Genomic DNA, 21,985 nt, shown 5'->3' with positions numbered 1-21,985 from the left:
CACCTTCACAGGTCAAGTATCATGCCGCCGATGGTCAGGCCCGCGGCCGTGCCCATCATCAGCAAACGCTGGCCGGCCACGGCCCGCCCCGTCATCACCGCCTCGTGCAGGGCGGTGGGCAGGGACGCGGCCACCTGGTTGCCATGCGTTTCAAAGATCTTGATGATTTTAGCATCGGGGACGTCGAGGATGCGCGCCGCATGCGCGAGGCCCAGCGGGCTGGCCTGGTGCGGCACGACCACGTCGATCTTTTCCAGTCCCGCGCCCGATTCCTTCATTAGTTCCGCGAGGAAATCCGGCATCACCTTGACGGCCAGGCGGAACACGGCCTTGCCATCCATGCGGAACAGATAGTCGCCCGGTTCGCAGCCGTTGCGCGGGTTGCGCTCGGTGCCGCCGCCGCGAATTTCGCAGTAGCGCCGCCCTTCCGGATACGTGCCCATCTTGTAGGCGCGGATGCCGGCGCTGCCGTCGCCCCGCTCGACGATGACGGCGGCGGCGCCGTCGCCGAAGATCATCGACGCTTCCGGCTCGCTCCAGTCAACCCCGCGCGAGGCGAGGTCGGACGAGACGATGGCGATGCGCCGGTAGGCGCCGCCGGCCAGCATGGACGCGGCCACGCGGAAGGCAGCCATGAAGCTGAGGCAGCTGGCATTGACGTCGAAGCTTTGCGTGCCTGGCGGCAAGCCCGCATGTTCGGCCACGAAGCAGGCCGTGTTCGGCAACGCCTGCTCGGGCACGCCGTTGGCGCAGATCAGCAAGTCGATGTCGGCCGGACGCAGGCTGGCATTCTTCAGCGCGTCGAGCAGGGCGGCGGCGCCCAGCTGGCTTTGCGATTCATCGGGCGCGGCGACAAAGCGCGACAGCACCCCGCTCTTGCGCAAGGTATAGCCAGCCGGATGGCCCAGTGTCAGGTCCAGGCTGGCGGAGGTAACGCTGTGCGACGGCACGGCTTTGCCCGTCGCGATCAGGCGAACTGGAATCATGTTGGCCTTAAAAAAGTAAAGTAAATACGGTTGATGAACGGTTGATGCGTTAGTCGCGTGCCAGCGGCGGCAAATCCACACCGCAGTTCTTGCAGAAATTGGCATCGTCATCGAGCCCTTCTTTCAGGCACGTGGGGCAGGTACGCGTGGTGACCAGCTTGGAACTGCGCTGTACCGTCATTTCCGCGCTGATAATGCCGGTAGGCACTGCCAGGATACCCCAGCCGAGCAACATCATCAGCGAAGCGATGGTGCGCCCGATGTCGGTCTTCGGCGTGATATCGCCGAAACCCACCGTGGTCATGGTGCTGATGGCCCAGTAAATCGACGTGGGGATACTGCTGTAACCGTTCTCCGGCCCTTCCACGACGTACATCACAGTACCCAACAGAAAGACCACCATCATGACAAAAGACAAGAAAATGAGGATCTTGCGCCGGCTGGCCAGCAAGGCACGCCCCAGCACCGTGTATTCATGCACATACGACGTGAGCTTGAGGATACGGAACATGCGCAGCAGGCGCAAAATACGCACGTCGATCAGCACGTGCGCGCCCGGCAGCAGCAAGCCGATGTAGGTCGGCACGATGGCCAGCAAGTCGATAACGCCGAAGAAACTCTTGGCATAGCGCACCGGATGTTGCAGACACGCCAGACGGGCGAAGTATTCGATGGTAAATAAAATGGTGAAAAACCATTCCAGCGCCGTCAGCCAGGTGCCATAGCGATTGGCCACGGAAGCGACACTGCTGAGCACGACCACCGTCACGCTGATCAGGATGGCGGCGATCAGCAGCAAATCGAAGGCGCGGCCCGTGCGCGTTTCCGCCTCGAAAATGACGGTGTACACCTGCTCGCGCCAGCCCCGCTCGGGCTTGCCATATTTTTGCTGCGTTTCCTGCGCCGCCAGCTGCTGCGGCGTCAGGGGCGCCGCTCCGCTCTTCGTCGCGGCTTTCATGTGGTTGGTGTGCTCATATACTATTATTGTATAGATAATTTACAAAGCACGGCGACACGCACGATTGCCTGACAACAACACTACGACAGCTTCTTCGCCAGCAACACGGCATTGCGCCGCTCGCGCTCGGCCTGCACGATGTCCGTCGTGCGCGCTTCCGACAGGCCCACCGTGTGCAGCACGGTGGCCGTCAGCTGCAGCGCGGACTCCAGCGCCTCGGGCACGACCAGGGTGGCGCCCGCCTGTATCAGGGCCACGGCATGCGCCTCGTCACGGGCCCGCGCATACACGGGCAGCTGCGGATATTCGCGGCGGATCGATTTCACGGCGTGCAGCACGGAGGCCGCATGATCCATCGTCAGCACGACGGCGGCGGCCCGGTCCGCATTCACTTTTTGCAACAGTTCCGCGCGCGACGCATCGCCGAAATACACGGGGAACCCGCGCGGATGCAGGGTCGTCACCAGGCGCGCATCATTTTCAATCGCCACGTAGGCGATATCCTGCTCCGTCAGCACCTTGGCCAGCAATTGCCCCACCCGGCCAAAACCGGCGATGATGACGGTGCTGCCCTGCGGCGGCGGCGCGCCGTGCGCCAGGTCGGCCAGCTGATGGTGGTGGCGCTTTTCCCACCAGTTGCCGAACGCGCGCGCCGCCTTGGCCAGCGCCGGCGTGGCGAACAGGCTCAGGCCCACCACCAGCATGACGAACTGCGCCACCTGTGGGCCGATCAGCTTGGTACCGAGCGCATACGCGACAACGATGAAGGCGAACTCGCCGCCCTGCCCCAGCAGCACGCCCGTTTCCACGGCGCGTCCCCAGTGAAAGCCGCCAATGCGGAAAATCACGCTGATGACCAGGGTTTTCACCGCAAACAGGCTCAGCACTGCCAACGGAATCAACACGGGCGACTTGAGGATTTCGCGCACGTCGATCTGCATGCCCACGGACATGAAGAACAGGCCCATCAACAAGCCCTTGAACGGTTCGATCGTCACTTCCACTTCATGGCGAAATTCCGTTTCCGCCAGCAGCAGGCCGGCCAGCAAGGCGCCCAGCGCCATCGACAAGCCCGCCAGATACGTCAGGCCCGCGATGCCCAAGGTGCTGAGCAGGGTCAGCGCCATGAACACGTCGGGCTGGCGTTTCTTGACGAAAAACTGGAACAGGGGGCGTATCACGCGGCGCCCCAGCAGATAGATGAGCAGGATGGCGCCGGCCGACTTCACGGCCGCAAAACTGAGCAGATACGCCAGGTCGTCGCTGCGCCCGCTGGCGAAGACGTCGATCAGGATGAACAGCGGCACCACCATCAGATCCTGGAACATCAAAATGGAAAAGCCCGCCTGGCCGGCCGGCGTTTGCAGCGAGCGCTGGTCGGTCAGCAACTGCATCACCACGGCCGTGGACGACAGCGACAGCACCAGGCCCAGCACGATGGACGCTTCCAGCGACAGGCCAAAGTAATACGCCACGCCGCCGATCAGGCAGGCGCTGACGGCCACCTGTCCCACGCCCGCGCCGAATACCCAGCGCCGCAGCGCCCACAGCCGTTCCGTCGACAGTTCCAGGCCGATCATGAACATCAAAAACATCACGCCCAGCTCGGCCAGGCCGCTTACCTGCTCGGCACGTACGAACGAGAAATACGTCAGCCACGTGAAGTCGCCGGCCCACAGGCCGAAGCCGAAGGGGCCGAACAGGGCGCCTACGGCCAGGAAGCCGAGCACCTGATTGACTCTCAGGCGTTGCAATAGCGGAATAAAAATCCCGGCCAGGGCGAGAAACAGCAGGGTTTCCCGCAAATACGGTAAGGCGTGTTGCTCTTCCAAAATAATCCTAACTCAATGATATTCATGCCGAATTGGCAATTATTACATGCTGGGCCTTGGCAAAACAGGCGCACACGCGATATTTTTTCCCAAGAGCAACATCTCCGCGCTCTCTCTCTATTTCGGCGGCGCCAGCATGTCGGCGCGGGGGCGGTCCCAGCCCGGCACATAGGCGGGACACGGCCGGTTGCGGAACTGCTGCAGTTCCACGGTGGTGAAATTGGGCAGCATGCCGGGGTTGAAACGCACGTCCGTCAGCTTGTCCGCATTCAGTCTGGGCATGCGGGCAAAGCGGAACCAGGCGTCGACATAGCAATTGTCTTCCTGCAAGGCACGCAAGGCGGCCAGGCTACCCGCCGCCTGGGCCGACACGGCAATGCCGGGCGCCAGTTGCCGGCCCTGCTTGCTGGTTTCGGCCAGGCCGGCCGGGCAGGCGGCGGGCGCCAGCGATGCGGGCAGCAAGCTCAGGGTGCCGCGCCGCAAGGTGTACACGTCCGTCTTGCTGTCGAGCGAGACGTAGATCCAGCACAGCGGGTTGCTGGGAAACGCCGTCATCGACACGTCCCACACGCGCGTGCCGGGATCGAGCCGCTGCACGGCCGCCTCGATGCGCGTACGGCCGAGGGCCGACGCCACGCCCTGCGTGCCGATAAACGTGGCGGCCAGCGCGAAAGCCAGCAGCAGCGGACCGCGCCCCCGCTCGCCGGCCCGACCTTGCAGCACGGCCAGGATCGCGCCCAGCCCCAGCAGCACGGCCAGCGAGGCGGGCGCCAGATAGGTTTTATAGGTGAAGAAACACAGTGCCGCCGCCAGCCCCGCCAGCAGCACGCTTTTGACGATGCCGTAGCGCAAGGACATGATCACGGGCACGCCCAGCAGTACCCAGAACATGGGTTCGACAATGAAGACCATGTCGCCATACAGCCAGCGGCTGTCAAATGGATAAAACGGGTGCAAGCCATAGGAATTGAGGAAATCCATGCTCATGTGCAAGCAGAATCCCAGCAACAGACAGGCCGCCAGGCCGATGCGGGCGGGCACGCTTTCCTTGAGTAGACGGCGCGCGCCGGGCCATAGCAGCCACAGCAGGGCCAGCAACAGCAGCGCCTGCGGCAAGGCCAGCAGCAAGGTGTGCGTGTGGCCACGGTGGTGCAACATGTAGCCGAAGGGGCGCGGCAACAGTTTTGTCAGCACCAGGTCCAGGTCGGGCGCGTTGCTGGCAAACCAGGCCGAAAACAGAAACAGCGCACGCCGGGTGCGCTGTGCGGGTAGCTGCTGCTCGGGCGGCAGGCTGCGGTGTACCAGTTCGCCGACCCCGAGGCCGATGACCGAATGCGTAATATTATCCATCGGGCAATTTTACAGGATGCCCGCCCCATAGTGGTCCCGCGCTACAGCTTCTCCAGCTCCGGGCCACGCATGCCCACCAGCAAGGCGCGGCCGTCGGGCAGCACGCGGAACTCGCCATAGCGGGCCTTTTCCCAGCGCGCCGCCTCGCCTTCCTTGAAGAACCAGGCATCGCTGACCAGCACCCAGTTCCCATCCTTCGGCGTCAGTTCGAGCAGGAATTCGCCGGGCGCCAGCGCCTCGCTGGTGTACGGACGCAGCAGTTCCGCCACGCCGCGTGCGTCGCGCGTGGCCACCACGAGGGGCCGGCCAGGTGCCCGCTCCACGCTGGCCAGGGTGGACAGCACGCCGAGGCCCTGGAAATTGAGGCGCATATAGTCTCCCTGCATCAGCGAGCGGGGATCGACGGGCGCCAGTTCCACGAAGATCGCTTGTCCTTTGGCAATCAGCTGCTCTTTTTGCCAGATGCCGCCATTGGCCACCAGCAGCACCAGCAGCAAGCCGCCCAGCACGCCCAGGCGCGCGGCGCGGCGCTCCAGAACCACGTCCGCCGGTTTGCTTTCCACCAAGTGCAGCACGGCGCCGCGCGTGGCCAGCCACGACAGCGCGCACAGCACGGCGCCAGCCACGGCCAGCAGCGCCGCCTTGCTGGCCAGCGGCCAGGCCAGCTGATAATAAAAGCTGCCGATGATCCACGCCGCCGCCAGCGCGGCCGCCACGGCCACGCGCGAGCGCCCGCTCGTCACGCAATACGCGAGGATCAGCAGCACGGGTCCCAGCGCCGGCATGAACCAGGACAGCACGATCAGCACCAACGCCACGCCGATGGCCGGCAACTGGCGCAATGCGGGCCAGCGCCATCCCGTCCAGGCGGCCGCGGCCGCAGCCAGCACGAGCGACACGCCATTCAAGGCTTGCGCATACCAGGCAATACCCTGGTGCCGCGTCACTTCGCGCGCCACTTCGCCGGCAAAGCCACCGCCCAAGGCGCCACCCAGCATGAAGGTCATGCCGGACCAGAAGACCAGCCCCAGCAAGATTGCCAGGACCCACCCCGTCGACAGCGATTCCAGGTAAGCGGCGACGGGCGCGCCGCGGCCATCGTTGAACGCTTGCTTCTGCAGCCAGTGGGCGGCCAGCCAGAAGGCCAGCGCCAGCATCCAGGCAAAATACAGCTCCGTGGGATCGTTCTCAAAAATCCAGTCGCGCGTGCTATCGACGATGCCCAGTCCCAGCAAGCCGCAGGCGACCAGGCCCAGCAACACGCGCAGCCAGTCGCGCGGCAAGGCGGCGGCCACCATCAGACATGCCAGACACAACAGCAGCGACGCCGTCTGCGTGGAATAGTCGCGGTACAGGGCATAGCCGAGCAAGCCGCCGCCCACCAGCAGGCAGGGCACGGCCAGCTGCTCGACGAACAGCGCCACGCCGCGCGCGCGGATCAGCAGCACGGCCACCACCAGCACGATGGCGGCCACGACGTACGCGCCGGGACCGTGGCGCACGACGCTTTCCAGGCCCACGCCCAGCGCGATCATCAGGGGAATGGCAGCCAGCCAGGCGCCGAACGCCGTCATCAGCACCAGCGGCCACGGCCGAACATCCTGCACGGGACGGGTAGCGTTGGGCGGCAACAGGCCGGCGCGCGTGGCGTCGTCGATCAGGGTGGCGAGCGCGTCGGCTCGCTGACTATTCACATTGTTCATGCCGCCTCCCGGCGCGTGCGCCACAAAATGCCCTGCACGGTCAAGGCCAGCAGCACGGCGGCCAGCAAGCCCAGCATGGCCAGCGCGCCCACGCCATCGCCCTGGCCGTTGAACAGCACGTGCGTCAGGCCGCCCACCAGCAAGGTATTGATACCGAGCGCGACGGCGCTCAGGCCGAACACGTCAAAGAACCGGCCGGTGGCCAGCAGGACGCCGGCCACGAGCAGCAAGCCCAGTCCGGCCCAGTACGGTGATTCGATATCGTGGCCGAACAGGGCGCTGACGGCCGTGCCCGTGATGAGGATGGTGGCAAGCACCAGGCCCAGGCGCAAGGCCCAGCTGCCCGCGCCCGTCCAGCGCGCCAGCAGAGGCGAGACAAACGCACAGGCAAGCAGCACGGCCAGCCAGCCGCTGACGAAAATGCCCAGGTCGGCCGAATCGATGCGCCAGCTATGGCGCGCCTGCGCCTGCATCCACAGGGTGGCGGCCGTCGCCAGTATCAGCATCCACGGCGTCCACAGCACGTCGCTGCGCGCGACAAAACACAGGGGCAAGGCCAGCACGGCCCACAGGGCGAACAGCTGCCACGGATCAGCGCCCGTCTGGTACGTCTGGCCGAAGTAAGCGAACAGGCCGCCGATGGCCAGCAAGGCCAGCAGCAGCAAGGGGACTCTCGCCCTGGGCACGGCAAACGCGCCCACGCAAGCGGCGGCCAGCACCGCTTGCAGCAGCGCGAAGCGGCCCATGCGGCCGAAGTCTTCCCAGTTGGCGGCGACCCAGCAGATCAGCCCCATGCCCAGCAGCACGGCGCCCAGCACGGCCACGCCGCGCGGCAGCCAGTAGGCCAGGCGCGCCGGTTCGCGCTGGAAGCCGGCCACTTCCTGCAACTGCCGGGTTTGTTGGGCATCGAGCGCATGGGCCGAGGCGAGTTGGTACACGGCGAGGCGTAAATCCATCGTCTGCTTTCTTTATCGGGAAATTGGGGGAGCCAGGTCAGCGCTCGACGCTGACGCCACGCCAGAAGGCGACGTGACCGGCAATTTGCTTGGCGGCATCCTTGGGCTCGGGGTAAACCCAGGCCGCGTTGGCATTCGTCTGGCCATCGACGACGACGTCGTAATAGCTGGCCGTGCCCTTCCACGGGCAGACGCTCGTGTGGCTGCTGGGACGCAGGTAGTCCTGCGTCACTGCCGACAAAGGAAAATATACATTGTTTTCAACGACTTGCACCTGCGCATCGGTGGCTTGCGCGATGACGGCGCCATTCCAGCGGGCTGTTGGCATTTGACTATCCTCCTTCTGCGCCGAGTGTAGCGCAAAAAGTCCGCCATGGCGCGCGCCATTGGCGCCTGGTTCAGGCGCCGGCGATGATCTGGCGCAAGGCTTGCTCGAACACTTCGGGCGGCTGGCCGCCGGAAATCAGGTGGCGCTCGTTGATGATGACGGCCGGTACCGAGTTGATGCCATTTTGCTGATAGAACTGTTCCTGCGCGCGCACCTCGTCCGCATAGGCGCCGGAGGCCAGCACGTCGGCCGCTTTCACGGTGTCTAGCCCCACCTTGCCCGCCACTTTCAGCAGTACTTCGTGCGACGAGGGATTTTGTCCCTGCGTAAAGTAGGCATCGAACAGCGCCATCTTGAGTTCTTTCTGGCGCCCTTCCAGAGCGGCCCAGTGCAGCAGACGGTGCGCATCAAACGTGTTGTAGATGCGGCCGCGCTTGTCCATGGCGAAGGTAAAGCCCAGCTGCTCGCCGCGCGCACGGATGGCTTCGCGCGACTGCGCCATCTGTTCCGGGGTGGAACCGTATTTGCGGGCGATGTGTTCGCCGATATCCTCGCCTTCGGGCGGCATGTTGGCGTTCAGCTCGAAGGGCTGGAAGTGGATGTCGGCCTGGACGGTGTCTTGCAGCTTGTCCAGTGCCTGCTCCAGCGATTTCAGGCCGACCACGCACCAGGGGCAGGAAACGTCGGAGACGAAATCGATACGGACGGGGACGGGTGTGGCGGAGGTGGTGGAAACAGTCATGGTGGGCAGCCTTTGCGCGAGTCGGTGGCGGCCGCACCGCGCGGCGCCGCAAGCACAGCATATGCGTGCGGGCCGCGGGAAATCAAGCGCTTACTTTTTCTTGACGGGCGCCTTGGCCGCATCTTTCTTGCCGCCGATCTTGCTTTCCTTGCCGGATAGCAAGTTCGCGATGTTCTGGCTGTGGCGGTAAGCCAGCAGCACGCTCATGACGATGACGGACAGCAAGATGGGATCGACGCCGAACAGCAAGCCATAGTAAAAGGGCGCGAACAGGGCCGCCACCAGGGCTGCCAGCGAAGAATAGCGGAACGCATAGGCAATGATCAGCCAGGTGGCCAGGGTAGCCAGGCCCAGCCATGGATTGATGCCCAGCAGCACACCGAGGGCCGTGGCCACGCCCTTGCCGCCGACGAAGCGGAAGAACACGGGCCACAAATGGCCGAGGAAGACGGCGATGGCCACCAGGGCCACGGCCATGTCGCCCACGCCCAGCGCACTGGCAAAATGGTCGGCCAGGAACACGGCCAGCCAGCCCTTGGCGCCATCGCCCAGCAGGGTCATGATGGCGGCGCCCTTGTTGCCGCTGCGCAGCACGTTGGTGGCGCCCGGATTTTTCGAGCCATAGGTGCGCGGATCGGCAATGCCGTAGACCTTGCTCATCACCACGGCAAACGATATCGAGCCGAGCAAGTAAGCGGCCACTGTCATTGCCACGGTTGTGATTACTGGATTCATTTCTTCCCTTTATTGTGTTTATTACACCAGCATCGAGGCTGGCGCAGCAGAATATACACCAGCGCCCGGTCCGCGGACAGGGCGGTATCCAGTTTTCTTAATCCTGCAAGGCGCACTGCACCGGCTTGGCCTTGAGCAAATCGAGCAGCACCTGCGGCGCCAGCGAGACGAGAAAACCGCGCCGCCCGCCATTGATGTAGATGCGTTCGAGCGCCAGGATCGATTGCTCCACGTACACGGGCATGGCCTTCTTCGTGCCGAACGGCGAGGTGCCGCCTATCATGTAGCCGGAATGGCGCTGCGCCACTTCCGGCTTGCACGGCTCGACGGACTTGCAGCCGATGGCGCGCGCCAGGTTCTTGGTCGACACCTTGCAATCGCCATGCATGAGCACGATCATCGGCTTGGCCGCCTCGTCCTGCATCACCAGGGTCTTGATCACGTCGTGTTCGGGCACGCCAAGTTCGCGCGCCGAGACGCTGGTACCGCCGTGCTCTTCGTACGGATACGGGTGTTCTTCAAAGGAAACTTGATGCTTGCGCAGCAGCTGCGTCGCCCGGGTTTCGGAAATATGCTCTTTTTTAGCCATGCGTGATACGCTGATCGTTCAGTGAGGAGTGCTAATTATGCAGGAAGAAATCCGCTTTGCCACATTCAATGTCTGCAATCTGGCCCCCGCCGGGGCGAAATTGTATGACAACCTGGAACCGTTGAGCCCGGCGCAATACGCAGCCAAGGCGGAATGGACGGCGCGGCAAATCGACCTGCTCGACGCCGACGTGATCGGTTTCCAGGAAATTTTCTCGCAAGCGGCCCTGCGCGACGTGCTGTCGCGCACGCGCCATTACCGCGAAGCCACCCTGGCCGGCTACGACGCGATGGACGCTAGCGGGCGCATGCTGCCCACGGTGGCGCTCGTGTCTCGCCTGCCGCTGGCCGGCGCTGGTGTTGCCTGGGCGGATTTCCCTACCGGCGTGAGCGTCTCCGCCGAGGACAACGCCTGCCGCTTTGCCCGCGCACCGCTGCACGTCCAGGTCATCTTGCCTGGCGGACAGCTCACGGACGTGGTCGTCGTGCATTTGAAATCGCGCCGGCCCGATTACCGCCATGGCGACGGCTACGATGCGGCCAGCTACGCGCTGGCCAACCTGCGCTCGCTGCAGCGGCGCGGCGCGGAAGCCGTGGCCCTGCGCGTGCTGGCAAGCGAACTGGGCAATAGCGGCCGTCCCCGGATCGTGCTGGGCGACTTCAACGACATCGCCAATGCCGTCACCACGGCCATCGTCATGGGCGCGGGCGCGCCGTGCGAACCGCATGGTGACATGCCGGAAATGCGCGCGCGCCTGTACGACGCCAACGCCATCCAGCTGCGCCAGGATGCCCTGCGCCACGTGGGCTACACGAATATCCACGACAGCGCCTACATGACGATCGACCACATTCTCGTGTCCGAACATTTTCATCCTGCCTCGCCGCGCGCCATCGGCGTGCTGCAGGAGGTGACTTATCTCAACGATCACTTGCTGCTGGGCTTGCCGTACGCATCCGACCATGGCCAGGTGCTGGCGCGCATCAAGCTGCTGGGAAACATTGATTAACTCAGTCACTAATGCAATAACTAATGCAGCAACTTCGCCAGCACGCTGCCCTCCACTTGCGCGCTCGCATAGCGCCCCTGGTATTGCTGGCAACCCTGCCCCCGCAGATACGCCAGCTGCTGCGCCGTTTCCACGCCTTCGGCGATCACCGTCAATTGCAGCTCGCGCGCCATGGCGATGATGGTGGCGGCGACAGCCGTGTCGGATTCGCCTGCCGCGCCATCGGCGGCGGGCAGGAACGAGGGGTCGATCTTGAGTTTATCCACCGGGTAATGGCGCAGATTGGCCAGGCGCGAATAGCCGGTGCCGAAGTCGTCGATGGCCAGCCTGGCGCCCAGCGCGCGCAGTTGCGCCAGCACGCCGGCCAGGCGCGCGCCGCCCTTCATCAGCAAGGACTCCGTCACTTCCAGTTCCAGGCAGGCGGCAGGCAAACCCGACACGGCCAGCGCCTCTTGCACGCTGAGCAATAAATTATTGTGCAGGCATTGCGCCGGCGACAGATTCACGGCTACGCGCCAGGCATGGCCCGCATCGTGCCACGCGCGCGCGCGCAGGCAGGCGTGGCGCAGCACCCAGTTGCCGATCGACACCATCAAGCCGCATTCCTCGGCCACGGCGATAAAGCGCTCGGGCGGCAGCACGCCCAGTTGCGGGTGGCGCCAGCGCAGCAGCGCTTCGGCGCCGAGGATCTGCCCGCTGGCGACGTCGAGCGCGGGCTGGAACTCCAGCACGAATTCATCGCGTCCCAGCGCTTCGCGCAAGCCCTGCTCCAGGCTGGCCCGCTCGACGATTTGCGCATTCATCTCGGCATTGAAAAACTGGAAATTATTGCGCCCGCTTTCCTTGGCGTGGTACATGGCGATGTCGGCGTTGTGCACGAGGGTCTCGATGCCGTCGCCATCGCTGGGAAAGATGGCCACGCCGATCGAGGTCGACACATGCAGTTCGTAGTCGCCCAGCTGGTACACCTGCGTCACGGCATGCAGCAGGCTGGCCGCCACGTGGGCCACCTGGTCGATGCCGCCCACCTCGGCCAGGATGATGACGAACTCGTCGCCGCCATGCCGGCTGACCGTATCGACGCCGCGCACGCAGCGCACGAGGCGCCGCGCCACTTCCTTGAGCAGCAGGTCGCCCACGTGGTGGCCCATGCTGTCGTTGATGTGCTTGAAGTGGTCGAGGTCCAGGTACAGGATGGCCAGCATGCTCAGCTTGCGCCGCGCGGCCGCCAGCGCCAGCGACAGCCGGTCCAGCAGCAGCACGCGGTTCGGCAGGTCGGTCAGGAAATCGTGCTCGGCCAGGTGGCGCGTGTGTTCCTCGTTTTTCTTGCGCTCGCTGATGTCGCTGAGGATGGCCAGGTAATTGCTCAATTGCCCCTGCGGGTCGCGGATGGCCGTCAGCGACAGCCAGGCCGGGTAGCGCCCGCCCGCCTTGCGCTGGCCCATGATGTCGCCTTGCCAATAGCCGTTCGCCTCGACCTCATCCCACACATGGTCGAAAAACGCGGGCGCGTCCGGCTCCACGCCCTGCAGGACGAAGGGTTTGCCCAGCATGTCGTCCAGGCTGTAGCCGCTGATCTCGCTGTACGCGGGATTCATGCTGACGACGCGCTGCTGCGGGTCCAGCACGACGATGGCCTCGCGCGCATGCTCGACCACCTGTGCCGACAGGTACAGAGCCCGCTCGGCCAGTTTGCGCGAGGAAATATCGCGGATCACGGCGTAAAACAGATAGGTGTGGTCGAGCGTGACGGACGTGAGCAGCACTTCGCCCCAGAACAGCTGGCCCGTGCACGTCTGATAGCGCCAGTCGTAGCGGCAATTGCCGTCCGCGTGGGCCTGCGCCGCCAGCTGCGTGCCGCGCAACGAGGACAATGCGCCATCAGGCTGGCGCAAGGGGGAAAAATCGCTGAGACGGCGCCCCAGCAGCCGCTGCCGGTCTTCACATTGAAACAGGGCAATGGCGGCCGGATTCGCCTCGGCGATATGTTCGTCGCGCAGCAGCAGGATGGCGTCGGCGGATTTCTGGTACAGCTGGCGGAAATTGTCGCCCATCAGCAGCAAGGCGCCCTGCGCGGCGCCATCCTGGCCGCTGGCCGTGATGTCGACATCGATGCAGACCACTTGCCGCACGTGTCCGGACTGCATGACAGGAAATACGGTGGAACAGATGCAGCGCGGCGCGGCCCCGTCGGCGCCCAGCTTCCACAGGCGCGTGCTGCGCGCCTTGCCGCTCTCCCACACGGCCGCCAGTTCGCCGGCAAGCTCCCCGGCGACGGTGGCGGCATCCGGCAGCGCGGCGGCCACCCTGGCCCACGGCTGGCCCAGCGCCAGCTCGGCCGTCACGCCATACAGGCGCGCCGCGCCGACACTCCAGTAGCGCACGATGCCATCGCGGTCGATGCCGCGCACGGCCAGGCCCGGTGCCTGTTCGACGGCGGCAACGATGATGGACAGCAAATCGAGCGCCTTGCCGGCCGCCCCAGCCTGCGGTTCGGCAGCGGCCAGCAAACGGCCCGGCGACGGGGCGGCTCCGGCAATCCGATCAGACATCAGCCCCCCGTGGCGCGGCCGCGCGGCGACCGGCGGGCGTATGGCCTGTCCGGTGGCGCAACCATCCTGACCATTCTTGCGCGCCGGCGAATCGGCTTCTTGAGGATGCGCAAGCATCGTGACGTGCGCGGCGTCGACGCGGGCAAGTTGGTTCCGGTCGCCGTTTTTTGCATTCCAGCCCCGATTTTGTGCAATCTGTCGCACGGCGATGGCGGCCGGACTTGAATCTTCCTAAAGTGGCAACATGCGCATCGCCGTGAACGGCCGCAGCGGCAGGCGTGCTGTCTGCGGCCACCACGGTGATGCGCTACCCGAATTCTCCCGGCCAGCGACAGGCCGGCCGTACCGAGACCTGGCGCCGAAGCCCTGCGCCGCTCCTGAAAACAACCTATGAAAAACGAGACCCTGCCCCCCGCCTCCCCCCTTGCCGCCACGCGCCGCCGGCGCTGGCGCACCCCCGTGCTGATCCTCGTCGTGCTGGGCCTGGCCGGCGGCGGCTGGACGGTGATGCAATCGAAGCAGCAAGCCGCCAAGGCGGCCGAACTGCAGGCGAGCAAGAAGAAGGAGCAGGAAAAGACGCCCGTGCATGAACTGGCGCAGGGCGATGTGGCCGCCATCGATGCGCGCGCGCTGGCCATCAGCCTGCCCCTGTCCGGTTCGCTGGCGCCCTTGACCCAGGCCACCATCAAGGCCAAGGTTTCCGGCGTGATCGAGGCAACCACCTTGCAGGAAGGCCAGCAAGTGGCGAATGGGCAAATCCTCGTGCGTCTGGACGCGGCCGACCTGCGCGCCCGCCTGACGCAGCAGCAAGCCATGCTCGACGAAGCGCAGGCGCGCCTGTCCATGGCAAGTAAAAACGAGGCGAACAGCCAGGCCCTGCTCAAGCAAAAATACATTTCGCAGACGGCCTACGACACGACGCAAAACTCGGTCGACCTGGCGCGCGCCAATGTGAAGTCCGCCGCCGCGATGGTCGACATCGCCCGCATCGCGCTGGCCGACACGGTAATCCGCGCGCCGATGGCCGGCATCGTCAGCAAGCGCCACCTGCAGGCCGGTGAAAAAGTCTCGCCCGACATGCCCGTCTACACCATCGTCAACCTGGCGCAGCTGACCCTGGAAGCGCCCGTGCCCAGCGCGGAAATCCCCCGCATCAAGCTGGGCCAGGATGTACACTTCAAGGTCGACGGCTTCGGCGCGCGCGACTTCGCCGGCAAGGTCACGCGCATCAACCCCACCACCGAAAGCGGCTCACGCGCCATGCTCGTCTACATCGCCGTCGACAATGGCGATGGCGCGCTGCGCGGCGGCATGTTCGCCAAGGGCAGCATCGTCACCGAGCGATCAGTCGTGGCGCCGCTGGTGCCCCTGACGGCCGTGCGCAATGAAAAGCAGGGCCCCGTCGTGTATGCGCTGGTGAACAACAAGGTCGTCGCCCAGCCCGTCACCCTGGGACTGCGCAACGAGGATGAAGGCTATGCGGAAGTCACCTCCGGCCTGGTGCCGGGCGCGAAAGTCATCGTCGCCAAACTCGATGGCGTCAAGCCGGGCCACAGCGTGACCTTCGCCGCACAGCCAGGCGCGCCCGCCGCGCCGGCAGCCGTGCTGGCGCGGAAGGATTAAGCCATGTGGATGACCAAAGTCAGTATTCAAAACCCCGTCTTCGCCACCATGGTCATGGTGGCGCTGGTGGTGCTGGGCATTTTCTCCTACCGTGGCCTGGGCGTGGAAAGCATGCCCAGCGTGCAGTTCCCGTTCGCCGCCATTGAAGTGAACTATCCGGGCGCCTCGCCCGAAGCCGTGGAAAACGACATCACGCGCCCCATCGAGGACGCCGTCAACACCGTCAGCGGCATCAAGACCATCCGCGCCAACTCGTGGGAAGGACGCGCCGGCGTCTACCTGGAATTCGAGCTGTCGACGAACATGGACAAGGCCATGCAAGACTTGCGCGACAAGGTGGCCCTGGTGCGTCCGCGCTTCCCGAAAGAAGCCAAGGACCCGTTCATCGCCCGCGCCGAAGGCGACAACGAACGCCCCATCGCCACCATCGTATTGACGTCGACCGGGCATGACCTGCGCTCGCTGTCGACCATGACGGAGCAAATCATCAGCAAGCGCTTCCAGAGCGTGGCCGGCGTGGGACAAGTCAAGCTGCGCGGCCTGCGCGCGCGCCAGATCCTCATCAGCATGAAGCCGATCGAACTCAATGCCCAGGGCATCGGCGTCGATGAAGTGATCCGCGCCATCCAGGCCACGAATACCAATTTGCCGGCCGGCTCGATCAGCCATGGCGCGGCCGAACAACTGGTGCGCGTGGAAGGCAAGATCAAGGATGCGCGCGAGTTCGGCAAGATCATCGTCGCGCGCCGCGCCGTCGGCCCCGTCTACCTGGACCAGGTGGCCACCGTGGTCGACGGCGAGCAGGAGGAACTGTCGATCTCGCGCATGAACGGCCAGCAAGCCGTGACGATGGAAATCACCAAGGTGCAGGACGCCAACGTGGTCGAAGTGGGCACCGGCATCCTGAAAGTGGCGGCCGACCTGCAAAAGACCCTGCCGCCCGATATCAAGCTGCGCGTGCTCGACGACGAATCGGAGCGCGTGCAAAGCCAGCTCAATAACGTCAAGCGTACCATCATCGAAGGCGCCGTGCTGACCATGGTGATCGTCTTCCTGTTCCTGCATTCGTGGCGCTCGACCATCATCACGGGACTGACACTGCCGATCTCCGTGCTGGCCAGCTTCATCGCCATGAAGGCGTTTGGTTTTACGCTGAACTTTTTGACCCTGATGGCGCTGTCCCTGTGCATCGGCCTGTTGATCGATGACGCCATCGTCGTGCGCGAAAACATCGTGCGCCACCTGGGCATGGGCAAGAGCCACTACAAGGCGGCCAACGACGGCACCAATGAAATCGGCCTGGCCGTGATGGCCACCACGTTCGCCATCGTCGCCGTGTTCGTCCCCGTCGCCTTCATGGACGGCATCATCGGCCGCTTCTTCCTGCAGTTCGGCATCACCGTAGCCGTCGCCGTTCTTGTCTCGCTGTTCGTCAGTTTTACCCTTGACCCCATGCTGTCGTCCGTCTGGCGCGACCCCGTCAAGGACCGCTTCAAGTACGTGCCGTGGCTGGGCCGCTTCATGGCCTGGATCGAGACGGGCATCGACCGCCTGCACGTCTGGTACGGCAAGGTGCTGAAAGTGGCCCTGCGCTGGCGCAAGACCACCCTGGCCACGGCCGTGGCGCTGTTCGCGGGCAGCCTGATGCTCGTGCCCATGATCGGCGGCGAGATGTTCCCCGAGACGGACCAGGGCTGGGTCAACCTGCGCTTCAAGACGCCCGTCGGCTCCAGCCTCGAATACACGGATAGCAAAGTGCGCCAGATCGAAACGGCCCTGAAGGAATTCCCCGAAATCGACAGCCTGGTGGCCAATATCGGCACGCCCGATGGGCGCAACGCGGCCGAGGTGAACCTGAAGCTGACGGACATCAAGACGCACAAGCGCCGCTCGCAGCAGGAACTGGAAAAACTGATCCGCGAACGCCTGGCGCCGATCGCCGGCATCACCCTGTCCGTCGGTAACCGCCCCATCTTCATCGCCATCCTCGGTACGGATGAAGGCAAGCTCGATGCGGTGGCGCACCGCCTGATGGACAAGATGCGCACCATCAAGGGCCTGGCCGACATGGAGTACAGCCAGGAAGGCGCCAATCCATCGACCACCGTGAAGATCAATAACGAACTGGCCAGCGACCTGGGATTGTCGGTGCAGCAGATCGGCAATGCCTTGCGTCCTTTCGTGGCGGGCGACACGGTCAGCCACTGGTTAGCCAGCGACGGGCAAAACTATGACGTCAACGTGCAGCTGCCCAAGTCGGGCCGCCAGAAAGTGGCCGACCTGGCCGACCTGTCGCTGGCGTCGAGCAAGCTTGACGCCAACGGCAAGCCCGTCATGATTCCGCTGCGCCAGGTGGTCGACTTCGTGCCGTCATCGAGCCCGCAGGTGCTGAAACGCCAGGCCTTGCAGCGCCGGGTCGCCATCTATGCGGGCACGCAGGGCCGCCCCGCCGGCGACGTCGACGCCGACGTGCAGAAAGCCATCAAGTCCATCGACCTGCCGCCCGGCGTGCGCTTCGACGTGGCCGGCAATGCGCAGCAGATGGCCGAAACCATGGGCGGCGCGATGATGGCGCTGGGGATTGCCGTGATCTTCATCTACCTGGTGCTGGCGTCGCAATTCGGCAGCTTCCTGCAGCCGATCGCCATCATGGTGTCCTTGCCGCTCTCCTTGATCGGCGTGCTGGCCGCACTCCTGATCACGGGCAGCACCCTGAACATCTTCTCCGTGATCGGCTTCATCATGCTCATGGGCTTAGTGACCAAGAACGCGATCTTGCTGGTCGACTTCACCAACCAGCGCCAGCGCGAAGGCCTGGGGCAGTTCGAGGCGCTGATGGAAGCGGGGCAAGTGCGGCTGCGCCCCATCCTCATGACGACCCTGGCGATGGTCTTCGGCATGCTGCCGATGGCCATCGGCATGGGCGACGGCGGCGAATCGCAGGCGCCGATGGGCCGCGCCGTCATCGGCGGCGTGATCACCTCGACCTTGCTGACACTGGTGGTGGTACCCGTCGCCTACACCTATTTAGATAGCCTGGGCAAGCGCGCCGCGCGCTTCTTTGGCGGCGGCGAGCATGCGCACACCGATGCCGACGACGGCAAGGCACACGCCCATTGATCCACCGGTCGCCTTCACCGTCCCCGCATTGGCGGGGACGACGCGGCGGCTTCCTGAAGAGAGCTTCAGTTGACCAAAGCGGCCCCACTGGCTAGACTGTCCCCGTTATCAATGATATGGAGTGACTCGTGGGTGCTTGTTTCAGTGACAGTAGTCGATTGACCATCGGCGATCGGCCTTAGGCAAGACGCGCGCATTCCGCCCGCCTGGCCCTCGGCAAGGTGCGGTTTTACCAGCGGCGATGTCCATTCGCCGCCACTTCCCCCTCATCGTTCCACCGTTGTCGTCTGCTGCCCCCTTTCGGGGCGAATTGTCTTCGCCTTGTGCACTCGCCTGTTCCTCCCCAGCCGGGAGAAACTGATGGTGGTATTTGACTTTGCGCTGCGCGTTGCCGCGGCATTGACCCTGGGCGCCATGATCGGCGCCGAACGCCAGCTGCGCCAGCGCATGGCGGGCCTGCGCACCAACGCGCTCGTGTCCGTCGGCGCCTCGCTGTTCGTGATGGTATCCGTGCTCGAAGGCGATAGCGCTGGCCACATGCGCATCGCCGCGCAGGTGGTGTCGGGCATTGGATTCCTTGGCGCCGGCGTCATCATGCGCGAAGGCATGACGGTGCGCGGCTTGAACACGGCCGCCACCTTGTGGTGCTCGGCCGCCATCGGCATCCTGTGCGGCCTGGGCTTCGCCCTGGAAGCAGCCATCGGCACGGGCTTCGTGCTGATCGCCAACCTCGTGCTGCGCCACCTGGCGCAACGCATCAACGCGCACGGCAGCGAAGCGGGCATCGAGACGGAAAGCATCTACCGCGTCACGGCCGTGTGCGAGGCGGAGCAGGAAGTCCAGGTGCGCAACCTGATGCTGCGCATGATCAGCGGCATGCCGGCCCTGATGCTGCAATCCTTGCACAGCGAAGACGCGGCGCACGCGGGGCGCATCGAAGTGCGCGCCGACCTGCTCACGCCCTTGTCCAGCCTGGGATTGCTGGAGCAGATCGTCAGCCAGGTCAGCCTGGAAGGCAGCGTCTCGGCCGTGCGCTGGGCGCTGGTCAACAACGCGGAATTTGTCGCCGAACGGGGAGTGTGATGATGAAAAAATTCTTTCACTGGTTTGCCAGGCAAGCGCCTGTCGTGGCCACCTACCGCCTGACCGTCACCTGTCCCGCCGCGCAGGCCGACCACGTGGTGCGCCTGCTGCTGGCCGAATTGCAGGGCGCGGGCCTGGCGCCGTCGCAGATGCTGCGCAGCTGGGACGAGGCCAGGCAAGTGGTGCGCCTGATCGCCACGGTGCTGTGCCAGGCCGTGCAGCGCGCCGTGCTGGTGCGCTTCGTCAACCGCGCGGGCGCCTGGCCGCAAGTGCGGCAAGTGCGCTGGGAAGGCGTGGCGCCCTCAATCTGAGGCAGGCAGGCGCATGAGGAACAGGGCGCCGCCTTGCGGACGGTTCTGCGCCTCGATGCTGCCGCCATACGCATGGACGATGGCTTGCGACAGGGCCAGTCCCAGGCCAAAGCCCGGCGCCTCGCCCGCGCGCGCCTGGGCGCCCCGGTAAAAACGCTCGAACAGATGCGGCAAGTCTTCCACGCCGATGCCCGGTCCCGCATCCGCCACGCCCACAAACGCATGGTCGCCCTCGCGCGACACCTGCACCGTGATCACGCTGTCGGGCGGCGAAAACTTCACGGCGTTATCGAGCAGATTGGCCAGCACCAGATCCACCGGGCCGGCCGCCACCCGCGCGTGCACGGCCACACTGTCATCAACAACGATGCGGATGCCGCGCTGCGCCGCCGCCTTTTCCAGCCGCTGCGCGGCCGCCCGCACGAGAGGATTAAGTGCTATGGTTTCCACGGCATTGCGCTCCTGGCCCACGTCCAGGCGCGTGAGCATCAGCAACTCTTCCACCAGGGTCGTCAGGCGCTGCACTTCATCGAGGCAGGATGCCAGCGCATCGACATACTCGGGCGACTCGCGGGGGCGGCGCAGGGTGATTTCGATTTCCGTGCGCAGGCGCGACAGGGGCGAGCGCAATTCGTGCGAGGCGTCGGCCGTGAAGCGGCGCTGCGCATCGTAGCCGTGTTCCAGGCGGTCCAGCATGGCGTTCAGGGTATCGACCAGGCGGCCGATTTCGTCCCGCGTGCCGGGATGGGGAAGGCGCTGGTGCAGGCTGGCTTCGCCGATCGAATGCGCCTGGTCCACCACGTCGTCGATGGCGCCCAGCACGCGGCGCGTGAGCATTTCGCCGGCCAGCCCCACGGCCGCCAGCAAGGCCAGCGCCATGGCGCCAAACAGCACCGTGGCCGCGGCCAGCACGTGGTTGGTGTCGTCGAGCGAACCGGCCACCTGCACCGCCAGGCGCGCGCCGGACGAGGGCACGGGAATGGAAATCATGCGCAACGGCTCTTCGCCGAACTTGGGCAGGGTCTCGAAGACGGTCTCGCCGGCCGCCAGGCGCGCCAGCAAGGCCGGCGGCGCCGGCAGCTGCGCCGCCTCCAGATTGCGGCTGCGCGCCAGCACGCGGCCTTCGCCATCGATGATCTGCACCAGGCGGTCCAGGCGCGTCAATGAGGGCTGCGCCAGGCCCGGCGCCACCTCGTGCACCTGCACGGGCTGGCGCGGCGCGGCCGGCAGCATGGCCATTTCCGTCTCGGCCAGCGCCATCAGGGCCGCATCAAGCTGGCCATGCACGGCGCGCGACAGGCCCCAGTAGCCGGCCAGCGCCGTGCAGGCGACGATGGCGAGGATGACGGCCAGGTGCACCAGCAGCAAGCGTTTGCGAAAGCTAGCCACCGTTGTTTTCCGCCAGACGGAAACCGCGTCCGCGCACCGTGTGGATCAAGGGCGGCAAACCCGGAGCATCGACCTTGCCTCGCAAATTGCGTACGTGGACGTCGATCAGGTTATCGATGCCGATCAGGTCCGCCTGCCAGATCTGCTCGGCCAGACGCGCGCGGCTGACCACTTCGCCCGCCTGGCGCAGCAGGATCAACAGAATCGCATATTCCTTGGGTGTCAGCACCAGCGGCGCGCCGGCCCGCGTGGCCTGGTGGCTGACGGGATCGAGCGTCAAGTCGGCCAGCGCCAGCACCAGCGGGCGGCTGATGTCGGAGCGGCGCAGCAAGGCGCGGATGCGCGCCAGCAGTTCCTCGAACTCAAACGGCTTTGTGAGGTAATCGTCGGCGCCCGTGTTCAGGCCCGCCACCCTGTCGGCCGTGGCGTCGCGCGCCGTCAGCATCAGCACGGGCGTCTGGATGCCGCGCGCGCGCAAGTCGCGGCAGAAATCGATGCCCTGCTTGCCCGGCAACATCCAGTCCAGCACGATCGCGTCATAGTCGACGGCGTAGCTTTCATCCTCGCCCTCTTCCGCGCTGTGCGCCACGTCGACGACAAAGCCTTCTTCCTGCAAGCCCCGCGCCAGCAGGCGCGCCGCCTTGCGGTCGTCTTCCACCAGGAGGATTCTCATGCCTGCCTTTCGCGTCGCACCGTGTTTTTCATGCTGTCATTTTACC

General features: G+C 65.2%; 18 protein-coding genes. 5 read left to right on the top strand and 13 right to left on the bottom strand.

All coding sequences use genetic code 11. The annotated features are described in order from the left end of the window. Positions 1-5: 5 nt before the first annotated feature. The 10 genes from ACPJXG_RS04305 to ybaK all read right to left on the bottom strand — a co-directional run bounded on the left by ACPJXG_RS04305 (position 6) and on the right by ybaK (position 10,179). Positions 6-986: a 3-oxoacyl-[acyl-carrier-protein] synthase III C-terminal domain-containing protein gene (locus ACPJXG_RS04305; protein ID WP_425253507.1), complete on the bottom strand. Its 981-nt coding sequence runs from the start codon at positions 984-986 to the stop codon at positions 6-8. A gap of 49 nt (positions 987-1,035) precedes the next feature. Further along, on the bottom strand, positions 1,036-1,944 hold the full coding sequence (locus ACPJXG_RS04300; protein WP_425253506.1) for an ion transporter: 909 nt from the start codon (positions 1,942-1,944) through the stop codon (positions 1,036-1,038). 80 nt (positions 1,945-2,024) lie between these two features. Then, entirely contained in the window at positions 2,025-3,776 is a 1,752-nt protein-coding gene (locus ACPJXG_RS04295; RefSeq protein ID WP_099401512.1) for a cation:proton antiporter, read from the bottom strand. Positions 3,777-3,893: 117 nt separating this feature from the next. Next, on the bottom strand, positions 3,894-5,126 hold the full coding sequence (locus ACPJXG_RS04290) for a metal-dependent hydrolase (protein ID WP_402719392.1): 1,233 nt from the start codon (positions 5,124-5,126) through the stop codon (positions 3,894-3,896). A gap of 41 nt (positions 5,127-5,167) precedes the next feature. Continuing rightward, positions 5,168-6,829, bottom strand: a complete 1,662-nt coding sequence (locus ACPJXG_RS04285) for a GDYXXLXY domain-containing protein (RefSeq protein ID WP_051959067.1) — start codon at positions 6,827-6,829, stop codon at positions 5,168-5,170. Next, entirely contained in the window at positions 6,826-7,785 is a 960-nt protein-coding gene (locus tag ACPJXG_RS04280; protein ID WP_035821939.1) for a DUF2157 domain-containing protein, read from the bottom strand. The genes ACPJXG_RS04285 and ACPJXG_RS04280 overlap by 4 nt, the downstream gene beginning before the upstream one ends. Positions 7,786-7,822: 37 nt before the next feature. Further along, on the bottom strand, positions 7,823-8,113 hold the full coding sequence (locus ACPJXG_RS04275; RefSeq protein ID WP_099401515.1) for a DUF427 domain-containing protein: 291 nt from the start codon (positions 8,111-8,113) through the stop codon (positions 7,823-7,825). 70 nt (positions 8,114-8,183) lie between these two features. Beyond that, positions 8,184-8,855: a DsbA family oxidoreductase gene (locus ACPJXG_RS04270; protein ID WP_099401516.1), complete on the bottom strand. Its 672-nt coding sequence runs from the start codon at positions 8,853-8,855 to the stop codon at positions 8,184-8,186. A 90-nt stretch (positions 8,856-8,945) separates the two neighbouring features. After that, positions 8,946-9,590 (bottom strand): glycerol-3-phosphate 1-O-acyltransferase PlsY, encoded by a 645-nt coding sequence (gene plsY / locus ACPJXG_RS04265; RefSeq protein WP_225242520.1) that lies wholly within the window; start codon positions 9,588-9,590, stop codon positions 8,946-8,948. 97 nt (positions 9,591-9,687) lie between these two features. Beyond that, positions 9,688-10,179: a Cys-tRNA(Pro) deacylase gene (ybaK, locus tag ACPJXG_RS04260; RefSeq protein WP_425253505.1), complete on the bottom strand. Its 492-nt coding sequence runs from the start codon at positions 10,177-10,179 to the stop codon at positions 9,688-9,690. Between the two features lie 37 nt (positions 10,180-10,216). On the opposite strand from ybaK, the gene ACPJXG_RS04255 reads away from it, so the two are divergent. Beyond that, positions 10,217-11,188: an endonuclease/exonuclease/phosphatase family protein gene (locus tag ACPJXG_RS04255; protein ID WP_425253504.1), complete on the top strand. Its 972-nt coding sequence runs from the start codon at positions 10,217-10,219 to the stop codon at positions 11,186-11,188. Between the two features lie 20 nt (positions 11,189-11,208). Here the strand turns inward: ACPJXG_RS04255 and ACPJXG_RS04250 are convergent, their stop codons facing one another. Continuing rightward, complete coding sequence (locus ACPJXG_RS04250) at positions 11,209-13,740, bottom strand: sensor domain-containing protein (RefSeq protein ID WP_425253503.1); 2,532 nt, start codon at positions 13,738-13,740, stop codon at positions 11,209-11,211. 390 nt (positions 13,741-14,130) lie between these two features. On the opposite strand from ACPJXG_RS04250, the gene ACPJXG_RS04245 reads away from it, so the two are divergent. The 4 genes from ACPJXG_RS04245 (at position 14,131) to ACPJXG_RS04230 (ending at position 19,877) form a co-directional block, all read left to right on the top strand. Continuing rightward, entirely contained in the window at positions 14,131-15,363 is a 1,233-nt protein-coding gene (locus ACPJXG_RS04245) for an efflux RND transporter periplasmic adaptor subunit (protein ID WP_425253502.1), read from the top strand. Positions 15,364-15,366: 3 nt separating this feature from the next. Further along, a complete protein-coding gene (locus ACPJXG_RS04240; RefSeq protein WP_425253501.1) occupies positions 15,367-18,483 on the top strand; it encodes an efflux RND transporter permease subunit in 3,117 nt (1,038 codons plus the stop codon). Positions 18,484-18,843: 360 nt separating this feature from the next. Next, entirely contained in the window at positions 18,844-19,566 is a 723-nt protein-coding gene (locus tag ACPJXG_RS04235; protein WP_035821955.1) for an MgtC/SapB family protein, read from the top strand. After that, positions 19,566-19,877 (top strand): hypothetical protein, encoded by a 312-nt coding sequence (locus ACPJXG_RS04230; protein ID WP_425253500.1) that lies wholly within the window; start codon positions 19,566-19,568, stop codon positions 19,875-19,877. Before ACPJXG_RS04235 ends, ACPJXG_RS04230 begins: the two co-directional genes overlap by 1 nt. Here ACPJXG_RS04230 and ACPJXG_RS04225 read toward each other — a convergent pair. Both ACPJXG_RS04225 and ACPJXG_RS04220 read right to left on the bottom strand, forming a co-directional pair. Then, complete coding sequence (locus ACPJXG_RS04225) at positions 19,869-21,266, bottom strand: sensor histidine kinase (protein ID WP_425253499.1); 1,398 nt, start codon at positions 21,264-21,266, stop codon at positions 19,869-19,871. The genes ACPJXG_RS04230 and ACPJXG_RS04225 overlap by 9 nt on opposite strands. Then, entirely contained in the window at positions 21,259-21,939 is a 681-nt protein-coding gene (locus ACPJXG_RS04220) for a response regulator transcription factor (RefSeq protein ID WP_035821962.1), read from the bottom strand. Before ACPJXG_RS04220 ends, ACPJXG_RS04225 begins: the two co-directional genes overlap by 8 nt. Positions 21,940-21,985 lie beyond the last annotated feature (46 nt).

Origin of the sequence: Janthinobacterium sp. NFX145, from assembly GCF_049810325.1 — a bacterium.
Lineage (GTDB): Bacteria > Pseudomonadota > Gammaproteobacteria > Burkholderiales > Burkholderiaceae_D > Janthinobacterium > Janthinobacterium rivuli.
The sequence above is the reverse complement of the archived record's forward strand: the minus strand, read 5'-3'. Positions and strand labels throughout refer to the sequence as shown.